The sequence below is a fragment of the Limosilactobacillus sp. WILCCON 0051 genome (genome assembly GCF_039955095.1).
Classification (GTDB): domain Bacteria; phylum Bacillota; class Bacilli; order Lactobacillales; family Lactobacillaceae; genus Limosilactobacillus; species Limosilactobacillus allomucosae.
Genome location: NZ_CP154878.1, coordinates 1,663,374 through 1,680,403 on the forward strand (window position 1 = coordinate 1,663,374; position 17,030 = coordinate 1,680,403).

Consider the following 17,030-nt stretch of genomic DNA (forward strand, 5'->3'; position numbering starts at 1 on the left):
CAACAAATCCTTTCTTGATTACATAAAATACTGTGGTTCCGGATCAATGCTGACCAAGGTATCTTGACGGCTCTTGGCCTGCGTTTGACGCATGACGTCCTTTAAAAGCGCGTGCAGCTTAGGATCATGCTTATACTTAACGATTATCTGATAATAGTATCGGTTTTTCATTCGAGCAATCGGCCGCGGCGTAGGCCCTAAAACGACCGTCTCTTTACTCAGATTGACACTGAGCTGGTTTCTGATTTCATAGATGGCCTTGGCAGCCGCGCGTTCGTCTTCATTGCTGGCCATGATGCGGACGGTGTAGTAATAAGGCGGATAGCCGGCCTGGTAGCGAATGTTCATCTCGGCCTTGAAGAAGTCTTCATAATCATGCAGCTGCGCATAGCGAATCGCGTAGTTGTCTGGATTAAAGGTCTGAATCACGACGTTTCCCGGCTTATCGGCACGACCGGCACGACCGCTGACCTGACTGAGCAGATCAAACGTCCGCTCACTGGCCCGAAAGTCTGGCAGGTCCAATCCCGTATCGGCATTCAAGACCCCAACCAGAGTCACGTTGGGAAAGTCCAGTCCTTTGGCAATCATCTGCGTACCCAGCAAAATATCGGCCTGATGTTCGCCAAATTCTTTCAGCAGCTTGGCATGCATCCCTTTGCGCCGTGTTGTGTCAACATCCATGCGAATCACACGCGCGCTTGGCATCAGCTGCTGCAGCTCGGCCGCAACTTTTTCGGTTCCCGTACCATAGTAGCGAATATGGCGGCCTTGACACTGCGGACAGATTGAAGGAATCGGCTCCTCATGGCCACAATAATGACATTTCATCGTTCTTGAGTCCATGTGCAGCGTCAGCGAGATATCACAGTTGGGACACTTCAAAACAAAGCCGCAGTCTCGGCACATAATAAATGAAGAAAAGCCGCGCCGATTCAGCATCAAAATACTCTGTTCGCCTTTTTGCAGCCGCTCGTTCAATAGATTCAACAGCCGATCTGAAAAATTGGTCTCGCCATTGCGCTGCATTTCCGGCCGCATGTCAACGACTTCTACTGGTGGCAACGGCCGCTGATTGACCCGCGTTGGCATTCTCAAAAGCTGATAGACGCCAGCCAGTGCCCGCGCCCGACTTTCCAGACTAGGGGTAGCTGATCCCAATACCAGCGGCGCATGATGATACTCAGCACGCCAGGCGGCAACGTCACGAGCATGATAGCGCGGCGTTTCATCCTGCTTATAGCTGGTTTCGTGTTCTTCATCCATAATGATCAGCCCCAGATCTTCAAGCGGGGCAAACACTGCCGATCGCGCGCCGACCACTACCTGGGCCTCACCACGCTCAATTCGGCGCCATTCATCATAGCGCTCGCCATCCGAAAGACTGCTGTGCAAAACGGCCACGCGCTGACCAAACCGCCGCCGGACCCGATTAACCATCTGTGGCGTCAAAGAGATTTCCGGCACCAGCATCAAGGCCGTTTCCCCCTGTTTTAAAGCTTCAGCCATTGCCTGCAGATAGACTTCGGTTTTGCCTGACCCGGTAACTCCCTGCAGCAAAAAGGTTTGATTTTGGGCTTGATCGATGGCCTGGTCGATTTTGGCAACGGCCGCCTGCTGATCCGGATTCAATTTCAATGGTGAATCCAGATGCTGATCATCAGGTATCATACCAGCCGGCGTTCGATAGGTCTCCACTGCGATTTTTTTGAGCCAGCCGCGCTTTTCGCCAACGTTAAACGTTCCAGCTTTCAGCCCCGACTGCTGTTCGGCCTGCTTAAGCTTGACTTTTTGGCCGTCAATCTGCTGCAGATAGGAAAGCAGCCGCTGTTGAGCATGCGCGTTGGTCCGAACGCCGACTCGCTCATCTTCATATTGTTCAAACGACATCAAGGGCTGAATGGCAGTTTCTTTTTTGACACGGGCCCGGTCCTCAACCTGATACTCAAACGAGACCTTGCCCTGCCGCTTAAGTTTGAGCAGCTGGCTGACGATTTGCGGATCGTTTTGATACCGTTCAAAATCCAGCTCATCAGCTCCTTGAAAAAGATCCAGGGCTGTCTGCTCATCAACCTCATCGATTATGCGCACCACCCGATGACTCTTGGCTTTTAAGGCATTGGGCAGCATCGTATACAAACACGAGATCCAGAATGCATAGGTTTGATCGGCCATCCAACGGCTCAGTTGCAGCAGTTCGGTATTGACGACCGGTACCAGATCCATTAACCCAATAATTGATTTGAGCGTGCCATCATATTCCGTCGGTTGATCAATGCCAACGACAAAGCCCTGCACCTCGCGCTTACCCCGCCCAAATGGTACGATTACGCGCATGCCGACTTGAATCTGACTTTCCAGGCGTTTGGGAATCGCGTAGGTATATGGCTGGTCAGTCTGCATCGTCGGTACGTCAACGATTACCTGGGCCAGTTCAGCCATTTAATCACCCACTTTCAGCAGTTTGGCCGTCAAAGCAACGATTTTTTCGGCAATCATCATCTTAGACTGGCGCGACCATCTCAACGGTGCCTGGTTTGGCCGCAGAATCGTAACGGCGTTGTCATCCGTTCCAAACCCGATTCCCGGATCAGACACGTCGTTAGCCACGATTGCATCGGCATTTTTCTTTTGCAGCTTGGCATTGGCATTTTGCAAAAGATCATTGGTCTCAGCTGCAAAGCCGATTACTACTTGACCTGATCGTTTTTGCGCGCCCATCTTTGCCAAAATATCTTCAGTTGGTACCAAATGCAGAGTCAAAGTGCCATCACCATGCTTTTTGATTTTTTGATCCGCCAAAACAGCTGGCCGAAAGTCCGCAACCGCTGCCGCCATGATCAAGGCATCAGCATTTTGAAACTTATCGGATACGGCAGCCGCCATCGCGCTCGTTGAAAGGGCCTGGGTCACCGTAATGCGATCAGAATGCGGCAGTTCAGCCGAAACGCTGCCGACGATCAATTCAACCCGTGCGCCTGCATTGGCCGCTGCTTTTGCAATTGCAATTCCCATTTTGCCAGAGGAACGATTGCCTAGATAGCGAACCGGATCAAGCGCCTCTCTGGTACCACCAGCAGTCACTACCAGCGTCTTGCCTTTCAAGGGGCCATTGGTTAAGTAATCCTGTACCTGTTTTATGATATCAGCTGGCTCCGGCATGCGTCCCTTACCGGCATATCCTTCTGCAAGCATGCCTGCTGCCGGATCCATTACCATGACGTTATCTTGTCTGAGCCGCGCAACGTTTCTTTGTGTAGCCGGATTGTTCCACATGTGAACGTTCATGGCTGGGACTACGATCTTTGGCGCGCTGGTTGCCAAAAGCGTGGCTGAAACCGCGTCATCAGCCAGGCCTGCTGCCATTTTTGCCAACAGATTGGCCGTTGCCGGAACCACTAAGGCCAGCTCGCTCCAGTCCGCCAGTTCAATATGCGGCACCTGACCATTTAAAGTCGCCGCCCACTGATCGATTAAAACGGGATGCTTGGTTAGCGCCGCCAGAGTTGCCGGGCCGACAAAGCGGGCTGCATTTTGAGTCATCGCCACGCGAACCTCATGTCCCTGCTTCTGCAAGCCGCGAACAACTTCAACTGCCTTATAGACAGCAATCCCACCTGTCATATGTACCGCAATCTTCGTCATGTTTGCCTCCTTGATGAAAAATAAAAAGAGCAGCACCAAAACTTTTGTCTGGTGTCGCTCTTTGGCAGCTGCAACTAGTCTTGCAAGTCTTCCGTATGATCAGTATCAATCGTTACCTTGCCGGCTTCGATTTCTTCCAGCGCCATCCCGACTGACTTGGTTGAGTAGTAATGATCCAGCAGCAATGGATGATCTTGTGCCAATGCTTCGGCTGCGTGATTGTCCTTTGACTGATCAGCATTTTCGGCACGCCATTTATCAGCACGGTACTTATCGATTTCGTGAGCCCGCTTGCTTGCCAGCATAATCAGAGAGTAGCGAGAGTCAACGCGCTTGAGCAATTCATCGACTGATGGAAAAAGAATCATTTTTCTGAATCTCCTAACATTTCAAGGTAATCCGGCATTACGCGAGGTACCCGCAAGCGTTCGGAACGAATAATGTCTTTGATCTTGGTGACTGCATTGTCAACTTGATCATTAACCACGGCATAGTCGTAGTTCTGCATCATTTGAATCTCGCCGAAAGCTTTGTGGATTCGTTTGTTGATGACTTCCATGCTGTCGGTACCACGATGGATCAAGCGTTGGCGCAGCTCCATCAGATCCGGCGGCGTAAGAAAGATGAAGACGCCATCAGGACATTTTGAGCGAACCTGCATGGCACCATTGACTTCAATTTCCAAGAAGACATCTTTACCTTCGTCTAGCGTATCATTTATATATTTTAAAGGAGTGCCGTAATAATTGTCAACATACTTGGCATATTCCAGCATCTGCCCTTCGCGAATGTGCTGCTCAAACTCCTCTTTTGAAACAAAGAAATAGTCCTTACCGTTGACTTCGCCGGGCCGTGGCTGCCGCGTCGTCATTGAGACTGAGTATTGAAAATCATTGCCGGGCTGACTAAACAGCGCTTTTCTAACCGTTCCTTTACCTACGCCTGATGGACCAGACAAAACAATCAGCATTCCTCGCTTGCTCATATTGCTTCCATACCTTCTTTTCTCATAGCTCTTTTAATGTTTAATGATACCATATTCTGCAATAAATTCGGTCATAATTCAATGGAAATTTAAAGATCCGCCTAATCAGCAGCTGGATTCTGATCTTGCTATTGCTTGAATTACAGCTCAAAACCATTCGCTGCTATTGAGAATGATCCTTCGTGCTTAAGAGAAGACTTGTATTAGGAATTCTTTTGACAAGCGCCTGCATTTGTTTGATGGCAGCCAGAGCATTTTAAAAATATCGCCTTGATGATGAAACGATCTTTTCTGGCCATGCTTACGGCGATTCTTTTTATTAATATGGCTGTCGATCATCTTGTTTCAGCAATGGTCATCTCAACATCAACTAAGCCGGCCAGTCCCTTATTTACCGGCATTTGGCCCGTTCATCTCAATAAATAAAAAGCTGTATTGAAATTATTGCTTGCTTTTTTGAACGCTTGTTCGTATACTATAGTCACAAACGAGTGTTCGGAGGAATGATCATGCAAAATCAGCGGCAGTCAATTATTAATCGTAGTACCAAAATTATCTCCCAAAGTCTGCACCATTTGTTTGAGCCGATTGAGTTCGCTCCTATTCCAGATTTATTAAATCCCCAGCCCGCTTTTCAAAGGAAAATGTTTATCCAAAAAGCATTGTCTGATCATCTGCTGGTCTATCTGCAGCTGATGCCTAAAACTGCTGCAGGCCAGCCGGTTGAAGTGCGCGGCTATTTAAAATCGCTTGGTCAGGATCGCTATTTGGTTCAATCAAAAAATCTTTCCTATTTCTTTGATTTCGATCAATTACGCTATATTGCTCATCCCTTATCCTAAGACTTGCCAAATGTTGCAGGTCTTTTTTTATGTCATTATGGAATAATTTGCGACATACATCTCATAATGAAACGTCTCGCTCAAATAAACTACAGAGTGTAGATTGTTATCTACATTCAGTAATGTTATATTATTCTGGTTAAAAAAAGTAAAGGAGGGATTTCATGACCAAGCGACGAACCCTTGATCGGGAAAAGGTACTTGCTACTGCTGAAAAATTAGCCGATGAACAAGGGCTTGAAGCTTTAACCATGCCCAATCTGGCTAAAGCACTCGACATTCGCTCACAATCGCTTTATAACTACGTCGCCAACCGTGAAGAAATGGTATCGCTGACTGGTGCTCGACTGATGCAGCAAATGTATCAGCAGGTCGTTGATGGCATTATCGGTCTTTCCGGTTCCAAGGCCTATTTAAAATTCGCGGATATCGTTCGTGATTTTTTACTGGCCCATGCTTCTTTATCAGCGATCCTGTACCATGCCCAGCGTTTTTCAACCGACTCGGCAATGTATCAAGAAATCAAGCGAATGATCAAGCTGGTCGATCAAGTCGTTGATGTAGATGGCAACCGGCTGATTTCTTCACACGTCTTGATTGGTGCGGTTTTAGGCTATATTTTTCTTGAAACGACACCACTCTACCAAGATGAAGATGAAAATGTTGCGACCGTCAACTACCATCAAATGCTTTTTCGACTGATTGACCCCGTTGAAAAAGCCTAGGACATGCAAGCCGCAATTTTGGTGCATTATTTTTTATATAAATAGGTAAGGAGAAATTTTGAGATGCGATTTATTAAAAACCACGTTGGATCCTTGATCGCGTGGATTCTCATTGTTGTGATCTCGATCTTCATGCTGCCTAACGTCAATCAATTAACGCGTGAGCACTCGACAATCTCACTGCCTGCCAACGTTCAAAGTGAGGTTGCCAGCACGATTGGCAATCATTGGGGACATCATCAAAACAATACCTATCAGGTTGTCGCCGTTTTTAACAATCAAGACGGTGCGATGTCCAAATCGGATCAAAAAAACGTTAACCAGACGATTCGCTATCTGAAGCGTCACAAATCCGAACTGGGCATCAAGAGTATGTTGACCCCATATGAAAACTCGGCTACCAAGAAGAACCTGATCTCAAAAGACAAGACTACCGAACTAGTTCAGTTAAACGTTTCTAAAAAGAAATCAGTTTCCAATATCAACAAGCAGCTTACCAAAGCCGTTAAGACGGATGGCATCAGAACCTATATTACTGGCGCTGACATCTTGCAAGACGACTTTTCGGGAGCCATCCAAGAAGGAATCAAAAAGACTGAGGTCATCTCGGTTATCTTTATCTTCATCGTCTTGGTACTGGTCTTCCGGTCACCGATCGTTCCATTGATCTCGCTGCTGACGGTTGGGGTTTCGTTCATTACCGCCTTTTCAATCGTTACCAACCTGGTTAAGAACTTTAATTTCCCATTCAGTAACTTTACCCAAGTCTTTATGGTTATCGTTTTGTTTGGGATCGGTACCGACTACAACATTCTGCTTTATGACCGCTTCAAGGCTAATCTGGGAAACGGCATGGATAAGTTCGAGGCGGCCAAAAACGCCCAGTGGAATGCCGGCAAGACGATCCTGATGTCAGGTTCTTCTATCTTGATCGGTTTCTCGGCACTGGGTCTGGCCCGTTTTTCAGTTTACAAATCCGCAGCCGGGGTTGCCGTTGGGGTTGCCGTTTTGCTGATTGTCTTGCTGACGCTGAACATGTTCTTTATGACCACAATGGGTAAGACCATGTTCTGGCCGGTTAAGACCTTCAACGGTGAATCGGAAAGTCCATTCTGGCGTTTTCTTTCTAAGCATTCCCTGGCCCATCCAATTATTGCATTGGTCTTGGTCCTGGCTGCTCTGTCGCCATTCTACTTCACTTATCAAAACAAGCTGAATTATGACGACACGGCAGAAATTGCTGACTCAACGCCATCCAAGCAAGGGTTCCTGATCGTTCAGAAGCACTTCTCCAAAGGAACGGCTGAGCCCGCCACGCTTTATATCAAGTCCAACCACACGCTGGACAACGAAAAAGACTTAAAGCTGATTGACCAGTTGACGGAACAGATCAAGCATACCAAAGGCGTTAAGACCGTGGCTTCCGTTACTCAGCCATCTGGTTCCAAGATCAAGAAGCTTTACGTCAACAGCCAGATGAAGACCGTTAACAACGGCGTTTCAACGGCTCGTAACGGGATTGGCAAACTAAGCGCCGGCAGTCAGCAGATGACAAATGGCCTTAACTCCGCCGCAACTGGTACCAACCAGCTGAACAGCGGGATCAATTCCGCGGCTACTGGTGCCAACCAACTGACTTCTGGTCTGGCACAGCTCAGTTCTGGCGGCAATCAAATGACCAATGGCTTAAACCAGCTTAGTGCCGGCAGTCAGCAGCTGGTCAACGGCATGAACCAGATGAGTCAGCAGCTTAGTTCTCAATTAACTGGCGCCAATGCCTCACAGCTTCAACAGCTGGAAAGCGGTCTGCCACAGATCAATAGCGGGATCCAACAGCTGAACAGTGCCCTGCAGAGTGCTGGTACCTCAATTGATACGACTGGCATTCAATCCAACCTGCAAAACGTTGCCAGTCAGGCTCAAATCATTGGCAGTCAGCTGGAACAGGCGGGCAATACCTTAAAGAGCATTCAAGGATCTACCGGTTCTTCCAGCTCAGCCAGTCTTGATTCTGTAATGACTCAATTTAAGGCTGCTGAAAGTCAAGCCAACCTGAACGATCAGCAAAAGGCCGTGATGGAAGGAGCTATGCAGCAGATTCTTAGCGGCATTCAAAGCCAGATTGCTTCTCAAACCAACAGTCAAACCAGCGCGCTGGCCAGTCAGCTGCAAAGCGTGGCTCAAAACCTGCAGACAGCTGGTAATGCCGACAAATCATTGGCCGGTTCCTTGCAAAACGTTGCCGGTTCGGCTTCCAGTCTGCAGAACCTTAATACGCAGGTCGCAACGCTAAAGACTCAGGTTGCTCAATTGGCTCAAGCCTCCAATGTTGCTCTGCCAGGTGCCGTTTCAGCCCTGCAGCAGTTAACCAGCGGCCTCAACCAGATTCAAAGCGCACTTGGTCAAGGCACCAATGCACTTGGTCAGCTTAACACTGGCATCAACAAGCTGGCAGCCGCATCGCCACAGTTGAGCAACGGCATCAACTCTGCCTACTCTGGCAGTCAACAGTTAAGTGCCGGGATGGGACAGCTTAGTGCCGGCAGTCTGCAGCTTAACACCGGTATCAACAAGCTGGCGCAAAGCTCACCACAGATCACCAACGGCCTTAACCAGCTGAACTCTGGACTTGGCGAGGGTCAAAGCTATCTGACCGGTCTGCAGAAGTCAGCAGCTGCTGAGACCTTCTACATTCCTAAGTCGGTTCTGCACAGCAAGACCTTTAAGCCAGCAATCGACAACTACATGTCATCCAACCGTAAGACCACTAAGATTACGATTGTCTTTGATACCAACCCTAGTGATGAAAAAGCCACGAAAGATGCCGAAAACATCTCCAACATGGCTCGCAAGTCATTGAAAGGCACTGCCCTTAGCAATGCCACGGTTGCCATGGGCGGTCAGTCTTCACGGATCAACGACATTAAGAACACGGCCAGCGGCGACTTTGTCCGGACCGCTGCCATCATGCTGATCGGGATTGGCATTGCACTGATGCTGATCACGCATTCGCTGCTGCAGCCGGTCTACATTCTGGGTTCGCTGTTGTTGGCCTACATTTCCTCACTGTCAATCAACCACTGGCTGGTCGGCATCTTCATGCACCGCAGCATGCTGGCTTGGAATACCCCATTCTTTAGCTTCATTATGCTGATTGCCTTAGGGGTTGACTACAGTATCTTCTTGATGACGCGTTATCGTGAAATCGACGAGAACAAGTACCTGCCAGGCGAGCGAATCTACTATGCCTGTGCAATCATCGGGACCGTCGTTATCAGTGCCGCTATCATCTTGAGTGGTACGTTTGCTGCTTTGATTCCATCTGGCATTCCAACGCTGATTGAAGTTGCTATGACGGTAATCGTTGGTCTGATCATCTTGGTAATCATCTTGCCAATCGTTATGACCAGCACGATCTACTTGAGCTATCCAATCCGTAATCACGTCAAGGATAATCAAAACAAGCGCAAAGATTAATCAAGCCTTAAATCAAAAGAGCTCGCTGACTGGCGGGCTCTTTTCTTATATCTTCAAATACTAGGCATTCTGCCAACGCTTCTTATCGTTAGCAGTCAATACAACCCTGATATTGATTGGTGCCGACTTCAGCATTGCATTTCTTCGGCAGCCAACTGATAATCGGTTTAACGGCATCAAGTTCACTGTTCATAGCGTTCTTAAGTTGGTTAACAATAGCTCTGGCAACTTCAGAATCGCCTGTTCATTGCATTTCTTCGGCAGCCAACTGATGATTGATTTAACGGCCTCAAGATCACTGTTCTTAGCGTCCTTAAGTTGGTTAAAAATAGCTCTAGCAACTTCAGAATCGCCTGTTCATTGTATTTCTTCAGCAGCCTACTGGTAATCGGTTTAACGGCATCAAGTTCACTGTTCATAGCGTTCTTAAGTTGGTTAACAATAGCTCTGGCAACTTCAGAATCGCCTGTTCATTGTATTTCTTCAGCAGCCTACTGGTAATCGATTTAACGGCTTCAAGATCACTGTTCATGGCGTCCTTAAGTTGGTTAACAATAGCTCTGGCAGTTTCAGAATCGCCTATTCATTGCATTTCTTCGGCAGCCTACTGGTAATCGATTTAACGGCGTCAAGATCACTGTTCATGGCGTCCTTAAGTTGGTTAACAATAGCTCTGGCAACTTCGGAATCGCCTATTCATTGCATTTCTTCGGCAGCCTACTGGTAATCGATTTAACGGCGTCAAGATCACTGTTCATGGCGTCCTTAAGTTGGTTAACAATAGCTCTGGCAGTTTCAGAATCGCCTATTCATTGCATTTCTTCGGCAGCCTACTGGTAATCGATTTAACGGCTTCAAGATTGCTGACTTTGTGAAGAAAGAGCCGTCTTTTTCTAATTACAGAGCTGAAATTACCTACTATTCTCTGATTTTTGACCAGTAGTAGGTAAGATGAATATTCGGCTCCCCTAACTTTACCTACTTAAGACGGTTTTTTTCCGAATCGTAGGTAATCATCGGTAAAAATGCATATTTTAGAGCTGATTGGGTCAGACCGACTTTGTGAATTACCTACTATTGCGTGATTTTTATCAAATTGTAGGTAGTGTTAGGGGTCCCTAACTCGATATACATTAATTTTTACCTACTATGCATCGTTTTTTTGAAAAAAGTAGGTAATGAACTTTTTGTCATATGACTTTATGCAAGTGATTTTGCATAATCGTTAAGTTTGAGCTGTTTGCCGGTGCTTTCAAGCCAATTGTCCATTGATTGGCTTAATTCAGAATCATCAGCTGACCATTTTTCAATGGCTAGTGCTGATATGTCAACCAGCATTATTTAGTATCATTGAAAAGCGGATGGGGTTTAATAAAAAGGGGCTCCACTTGCTCGCGGAGACCCTTTTTGAATTTTAAGACTATATCTATTGGTGTTCAATTCTAAGCTAAAAAAGGATAGCAAAGAGCCACCGTATAAATGAAAAAATAAAGCAGAGGGCAGCAATTATCAATAAGACAAGGCCCGATGAAATACCAAGCTGAATAGCAGTCGACGCCGTTCCACTCCTAATTGACGCGCCCGCCAGACTATCTGCAGCACTACTAGAAATAGCAATCGTTATTCCACCAATAATGCTCGTAAAAAGGCCAATTCGAAAGCAAAGACTGAAACTTTTAATCCATCCAGTCAGTGAATCGTCCTCAACCGTTTCGGTAATATTAGAAGCGCTTGATGCAGTGGTATTGTTTTTAGTCGCTCGGTTCTTTTTACTGCCGCTATTAGCCAACATGATAATCATTACCAAGATTACAAAACCGATAATAAAGATCATTATGTTATTCCCCTTAATTATGCTATCAGATCTATGTTATTAGGTCTTTGGAACCAGTTGATTACTTAGCAATCTGCTCAAACGCAGCAGCCACATCATGATTAGACGTTGGCTTTGCATTCAGCGAATAGCCATTGGTTGTTTGATCAACCAGTGCAACCGGCTGGCCATTATGAAAGGCAAAGAAATACGTTACCCGCATCGGCCCATCTTCTTGATCATCTGGCCGGTCATAATTATAGATTGCTACAACGTTGTAGTCATAATCACCATTGCCAGACGGTGACCATCCAACTGACACGGATTGATCATTGACACGGACACGACCTAAATCTTCTGGAAATGTTAATCCTACTTTAGTTGTAATCGGCGTTTGACCATCATATCTAGTGTATGACTGATTCATCTTTGGTGCCCATTCATCAAAGAATGATTCCAATTGAACATCCTTTTCATTATCCCAAAGCGACTCATCATTTACAGATTTTTTTGTAGCACCGGTACTGCTGGATGATGATTTAGCAGCTGCCTTCTTAACTGAATGACTGTTGCTTGACTCAGAAACAGAACTAGAAGATGAACTGGCTGCTGAACTGCTTGCTGATTCCGTCTTAGGTGCCTTATTCGTAATATGAGGCAAGCTAAAAAGGCCAATCGTGAGGTTTTTATTGGTAAATGGAATGCCAATCGTGGTCTGTTTTTCAGAAACAGTTTGTATTTTTTCGCTGACTGGATTACTGCAGCCCGCAAGCCCTAAAGAAAGCAGGATTACCGCAGCAGATACTGAAATTTTTCGCATAGATCCTTCCCCAATCAGACTAATCTAAAAGCTCATTTCCCATCGCATCAAGGTGCCATTGCGAGCCCTTGCGAGAGGTCAAAATCATAATGCTTTCGATAAACGTCCAAATTTCAACCCCAATAAGAATTACGGCACCAATAGCAATAATAATAGTAAGGAAACCCACAATCGTCAAAACCAGCTGCAAAATTGCTTTGTTTTTGTAGCCTAGATAAAAATTATGAACTCCAAATGCACCAAAAAAGAGGCCAAAGAGACCAGCTGCGATTTTAGACTTAGTACTTAATTTTCCTGTCGCAGTTGGTACCTCATTAATGATTGAGCTGACGGAATTCCCCTTTTGGTCACCATGAGACATAATGGCCTGCTTTTTTTCTTCAAATTCTTCTTGGCTAATGATCCCCTCATCAAGAAGCCCCTTATACTCCTTAATCTTTGCAACTTCTGAACTTTCTGCCATTGTTAATATCCTCCCAATATGAAAAATTAGTTTTTGTTTATGACTAGTCGTTGATTCATAAAAATTGTCAATAATCTATAGAGCTAAAAGACTGCTAAAATATTCTGTCATGAAAAATAATTTTAAATTTGACGTCTTTCAAGCGGGACTATCAAAATCCTAATTTACCAAACGAATAATTGCTCTTTCTTTAATCTATTACCAGACTAATAAACAAAAATTGGTTAATAAAATTAATTATAAGCATAATATATGCACGGTCAATGTTGTTTTTAGTTTAACTAATAAACTCAAAATAGTAATTAATTCCTAAATATAGACAAATTATCTAATATGGTTCATTTATAAAATAAAAGTATAATTATGTATTAAACAATAAAGTTAAACTTTTAGTATAAGCCATGCTAAGACTAGTAAGATCAAGAGCAGCCGTCCTTCTTTCTTAACACCTTTAAAGTCATGACTCACATCAATATATATAAAAAACAGGTTCGAGAAAATTTCTCGAGCCTGTTTTGCTTTTGTCCGATTGTCTTGTTATTCAGTTGCCGACATCCCTGGTTTGATTGCCGGCAATTTAGCATCACTAGTCGTAGAATGAACCGTCTTCTGCAAAAACTTTGGCCAGGCCATCAACTGCCCGCTTAAGTTTTTCCATTGAAGCCGCATATGAGATTCTAAAGTAGCGCACGGGAAGCTTAGTGAAAGCCGCTGCCGGAACGATAGCTACTTTAGCTTTTTCTGCCAAATGCTCTGCATAGGCCATCGAATCGCCATCAAAACTGTCTGGAATCTTGACCCACAGATAAAAGGCCCCCATTGGCTTAGTGTAGTGAAAACCAATCTTATCCATAGCGGTCATTAAGAACTGCCGCCGCCGATCATATTCTGCCTTCATTTGAGCGGTATCAGCCTTGCCATGACGGAGCGCTTCTTCAGCGGCATCCATGTTCATTGTGGCATTGGTCGAAATTGCGGCTTGATGTACTTTAGCCAGCGCTCCCAAAACATCACGCGGTCCACAGATATAACCAACCCGCCAGCCAGTCATCGCGGCATTTTTAGACACCCCGCTGACATAAAGAGTCTGGTCTGGCAGCAGCTTGGCCATTGGCAGGTGCTCGCCTTCGTAAAGCAGGTCGGCATAGATCTCATCATCCAAAATGGCAACGTTGTAGTTTTTGAGCAGATCAGCCAGCGCCCGGACCTCATCAGGCGTATAGGTGACACCGGTTGGATTGACTGGATAGTTGAGAACCAGCACCTTTACCTTTTCACCATATTTGTCCAACGCCTTTTTCAATAATTCCGGCGTCACCTTAAAGTCAGGCTCGGCAGTTTCCAGTTCAACCGCTTTGGCATCACGCAGCTCGGCATTGATTCGATAAAGCGTGTAGGCAGGACAAGGGATCAATACGACATCGCCGGGCTGACACAAACCGGTAATAATCGTACTGATGGCTCCACTGGCACCTTCTGTAACGAAGATTTCGCCTTCTGGATCATAGTGAAGGTCCAAGTCATCTGCCAGATATTCGCTGATTGCCTTACGCAGACCTAGTGTCCCCCAGTTATGTGGATAGTGCGTATGGTCGTCAAGAATGCTTTTGATGGCCGCCAGCTTGACATGATCGGCCGTTTTAAAATCTGGCTCGCCAACTGTCAGATTGACGACTTCTGGGTCACTGCCATATTTATTGTTAAGAACCCGAATCAGTGATGGCTTGGATGACTTTAAGCTTTCCGGAACCAGTGATGCAATTTTACTCATGGAAACTTCCTCCTTATGACATATCGATAAAAAATATCTACTTGACTACCAGCACATCGGCCTTGGCATGACGAACGACATAATCGGTATGCGACCCTTGCAGCATTTTTTCAACGGCATTGATCCCGGTACTGCCAAGGACGATCAGATCAATATCGTGCTGAGCAGGAAAATCATAGGCAAGCACGGTTTTAATGCTGCCAATGATCACCTCGGCACTGGCATCTGCTCCCTTATCCTGCGCTTTTTTCAAATAGAGCTGCAGCTGTTTTTTAGTACGATTGGCAAAATCCTGGTAGAAATCCTCATTGACTCCAAATGATGAATCCATCCCGCGGTCACGATTGACTACCCAGACCAAGTACAGCTTGGCTGAAAAAACCTTCGCCAGATCAACTGCTGTCTCAAAAGCTCGATCAGCACGTTTAGAACCATCAATCCCGACTAAAATTTTTTTGTAGGCCATTTTAATCAGCTCCCTTGTAGTTTGGATTTAAATGCGAATGCCGCCGACCGTAACCAAAGTAAAGCGCCATCCCGAGAGCCAGCCAGACAAAGAATCGAACCCAGGTTTCCCAGTTAAGCCCCGCCACCAGCGTCAGACAGAAAATAATCGAAATAATCGGGGTAAACGGAACGCCCGGTGCTTTGAAACCACGATGCAGATCAGGCTGCGTATAGCGCATGATCAAGATTCCCGCCGAAACCAGGATAAAGGCAGTCAGCGTCCCAATGTTAACCAGTTCGGAAAGAATGTTTAAGTTGATCAAGCCGGCCCCAAGCGAAGTAATGATCCCGAAAAACCAGGTCCCTTTAAAAGGCGTTTGGTGTTTTTCATCAACTTGACCGAAGAACTTCGGAAAAAGACCATCTCGTGACATTGAGTAGCTGATTCTTGACTGTCCATACAGCTGAACCAGAATAACGGTGGTCATCCCAAGAATAGCACCAATCGACACGATAATCGACAGCCAGCTTTGACCGGTCTTAGCCAGAACCGCCAGCACCGGCGCATTGATATATTTACGGAAAACCGGGTAGCGAACGACACCAGTCATCGTAAGCGTCATTAAGAAGTACAGAATCGTTGAGATAATCAGCGAGAGTAAAATCCCACGCGGCAAGGTCTTGCTGGGATTGATCGTTTCTTCAGCACTGGATGAAACTGAATCAAAACCGATAAACGAGAAGAAAACAATTGATGCCCCTGGAATGATCCCAGCCGCCGCGCCATTATGATGTGAGTACCACCCATATGGACTGAACGGATGCCAGTTTTCCGGCTTGATAAACCAAACCGTGCAGGCAATAAAGAGAATGATGACCAGCAGCTTGACGATTACCATGGCATCATTGACTCGCTTGGTTTGCGTGATCCCCATTGAGATGATCCAGGTAATGATCAAGACGACTAAGAATGCCGGCAGATTAAAGTAGCTGGTAACGCCAGGCGTGGTCCCAGCCGCCGCCGTTAAAGCCGTTGGAATGTGGAGACCGAAATTATCAAGCAGGTTGACAAAGTACCCGGACCACCCCACGGCCACCGTTGCAGCACTAAGCGCATATTCCAGGATCAGATCCCAGCCAATAATAAAGGCGATAATTTCACCAAATGCAATGTAAGAATAAGTGTACGCCGAACCAGCGATTGGCGCCATTGATGCAAATTCCGCATAACAAAGGCCAGCAAAACCGCAGCAGATTGCCGCAATCAAAAATGAAATGGAAAGGGCTGGTCCAGCAGTAAGGGCCCCTTTCCCAGTTAAAACGAAAATCCCAGTACCGATAATGGCACCGATTCCCAGGAAAGTCAGATCCCAGGTGCGCAACGTTCGTTTTAATGGTGATGCGTGACTAATCAAGACATTGATATCTTTTTTGCGTAGTAAAGATGTCATAGGCAGGCTCCCTTCTAATTAAAAATTAACATAAAGTTTATTTATTTTTAATCTAATAGTAAAGATGATCAGCTAAAAATGTATCAATCTTTGGACTGGAGCCGTTTTATGGTGAATAACGTTAAGCTTCCCGCTGGTTTGAATTTTTTTAATAAAGCCTTTGTATGATTACATTTTACAAAAGAAAGCGCTGTCAAGAAGCTGCATTGAATGATAATTAAAAGACGATCTATGCAATAGACCGCCTCTTTCAAATTTCATAATTAAATTTTAACTATCGATTCAAGCAAAAATGCCCTGCCATCATCAGCTTATTTCTGCTGATAATCACCGGGCATTTTTAATTATTATTTTTTATCTGACTCATAGAAAACTGGGCCATCATCTTCAGGTTTCTTTGGTGATGCGTCTGGGATAATCATTGCCGCAATCAGGTAAAGAATTACTGATGGCACAATCGCGGTGAAAAGAGCCAGGGCGGCAGTTACCAGTCGTACGATCGTTGCATCAAAGCCAAAATACTCGGCAATTCCGCCACAAACACCAGCGATAATCCGATCGTTTGATTTCGTCAGTTTTTTCATAATGATC

At 45.8% G+C, this 17,030-nt stretch carries 14 protein-coding genes; 3 read left to right on the forward strand and 11 right to left on the reverse strand.

The genetic code is table 11. From position 1 onward, the window contains the following. Positions 1-18: 18 nt before the first annotated feature. From priA to gmk, 4 genes are all read right to left on the reverse strand, one after another. Entirely contained in the window at positions 19-2,442 is a 2,424-nt protein-coding gene (gene priA / locus ABC765_RS07560) for a primosomal protein N' (protein WP_347980103.1), read from the reverse strand. Then, the gene (gene coaBC / locus ABC765_RS07565; protein WP_347980104.1) at positions 2,443-3,645 is read right to left on the reverse strand and encodes a bifunctional phosphopantothenoylcysteine decarboxylase/phosphopantothenate--cysteine ligase CoaBC; all 1,203 of its coding nucleotides are present in this window, start codon (positions 3,643-3,645) and stop codon (positions 2,443-2,445) included. A gap of 74 nt (positions 3,646-3,719) precedes the next feature. Next, complete coding sequence (gene rpoZ, locus ABC765_RS07570) at positions 3,720-4,013, reverse strand: DNA-directed RNA polymerase subunit omega (RefSeq protein ID WP_347953530.1); 294 nt, start codon at positions 4,011-4,013, stop codon at positions 3,720-3,722. After that, positions 4,010-4,630 (reverse strand): guanylate kinase, encoded by a 621-nt coding sequence (gene gmk, locus ABC765_RS07575; RefSeq protein ID WP_006499602.1) that lies wholly within the window; start codon positions 4,628-4,630, stop codon positions 4,010-4,012. Before gmk ends, rpoZ begins: the two co-directional genes overlap by 4 nt. A gap of 509 nt (positions 4,631-5,139) precedes the next feature. Here gmk and ABC765_RS07580 point away from each other — a divergent pair. The 3 genes from ABC765_RS07580 to ABC765_RS07590 all read left to right on the forward strand — a co-directional run bounded on the left by ABC765_RS07580 (position 5,140) and on the right by ABC765_RS07590 (position 9,674). Beyond that, entirely contained in the window at positions 5,140-5,472 is a 333-nt protein-coding gene (locus ABC765_RS07580) for a hypothetical protein (protein ID WP_034540459.1), read from the forward strand. Positions 5,473-5,636: 164 nt separating this feature from the next. Continuing rightward, positions 5,637-6,197: a TetR/AcrR family transcriptional regulator gene (locus ABC765_RS07585; RefSeq protein WP_033935172.1), complete on the forward strand. Its 561-nt coding sequence runs from the start codon at positions 5,637-5,639 to the stop codon at positions 6,195-6,197. A gap of 63 nt (positions 6,198-6,260) precedes the next feature. Then, a complete protein-coding gene (locus ABC765_RS07590) occupies positions 6,261-9,674 on the forward strand; it encodes an MMPL family transporter (RefSeq protein WP_347980105.1) in 3,414 nt (1,137 codons plus the stop codon). A 1,447-nt stretch (positions 9,675-11,121) separates the two neighbouring features. Here the strand turns inward: ABC765_RS07590 and ABC765_RS07595 are convergent. The 7 genes from ABC765_RS07595 to ABC765_RS07625 all read right to left on the reverse strand — a co-directional run bounded on the left by ABC765_RS07595 (position 11,122) and on the right by ABC765_RS07625 (position 17,023). After that, a complete protein-coding gene (locus ABC765_RS07595) occupies positions 11,122-11,508 on the reverse strand; it encodes a hypothetical protein (protein ID WP_347980106.1) in 387 nt (128 codons plus the stop codon). A gap of 61 nt (positions 11,509-11,569) precedes the next feature. Then, positions 11,570-12,307, reverse strand: a complete 738-nt coding sequence (locus ABC765_RS07600) for a DUF4767 domain-containing protein (RefSeq protein ID WP_347980107.1) — start codon at positions 12,305-12,307, stop codon at positions 11,570-11,572. A gap of 19 nt (positions 12,308-12,326) precedes the next feature. Then, complete coding sequence (locus ABC765_RS07605) at positions 12,327-12,770, reverse strand: NINE protein (RefSeq protein WP_347980108.1); 444 nt, start codon at positions 12,768-12,770, stop codon at positions 12,327-12,329. 586 nt (positions 12,771-13,356) lie between these two features. After that, positions 13,357-14,541 carry an aminotransferase class I/II-fold pyridoxal phosphate-dependent enzyme gene (locus ABC765_RS07610; protein ID WP_347980109.1) on the reverse strand — a complete coding sequence of 395 codons (1,185 nt, stop codon included), beginning with the start codon at positions 14,539-14,541 and terminating at the stop codon, positions 13,357-13,359. A 37-nt stretch (positions 14,542-14,578) separates the two neighbouring features. Next, positions 14,579-15,007 carry a universal stress protein gene (locus ABC765_RS07615; RefSeq protein WP_347980110.1) on the reverse strand — a complete coding sequence of 143 codons (429 nt, stop codon included), beginning with the start codon at positions 15,005-15,007 and terminating at the stop codon, positions 14,579-14,581. A 1-nt stretch (position 15,008) separates the two neighbouring features. After that, the gene (locus tag ABC765_RS07620) at positions 15,009-16,439 is read right to left on the reverse strand and encodes an amino acid permease (RefSeq protein ID WP_347953538.1); all 1,431 of its coding nucleotides are present in this window, start codon (positions 16,437-16,439) and stop codon (positions 15,009-15,011) included. A 347-nt stretch (positions 16,440-16,786) separates the two neighbouring features. After that, positions 16,787-17,023, reverse strand: coding sequence for a PspC domain-containing protein (locus ABC765_RS07625; RefSeq protein WP_006499589.1), 237 nt, complete (start codon positions 17,021-17,023; stop codon positions 16,787-16,789). Positions 17,024-17,030: the final 7 nt, after the last annotated feature.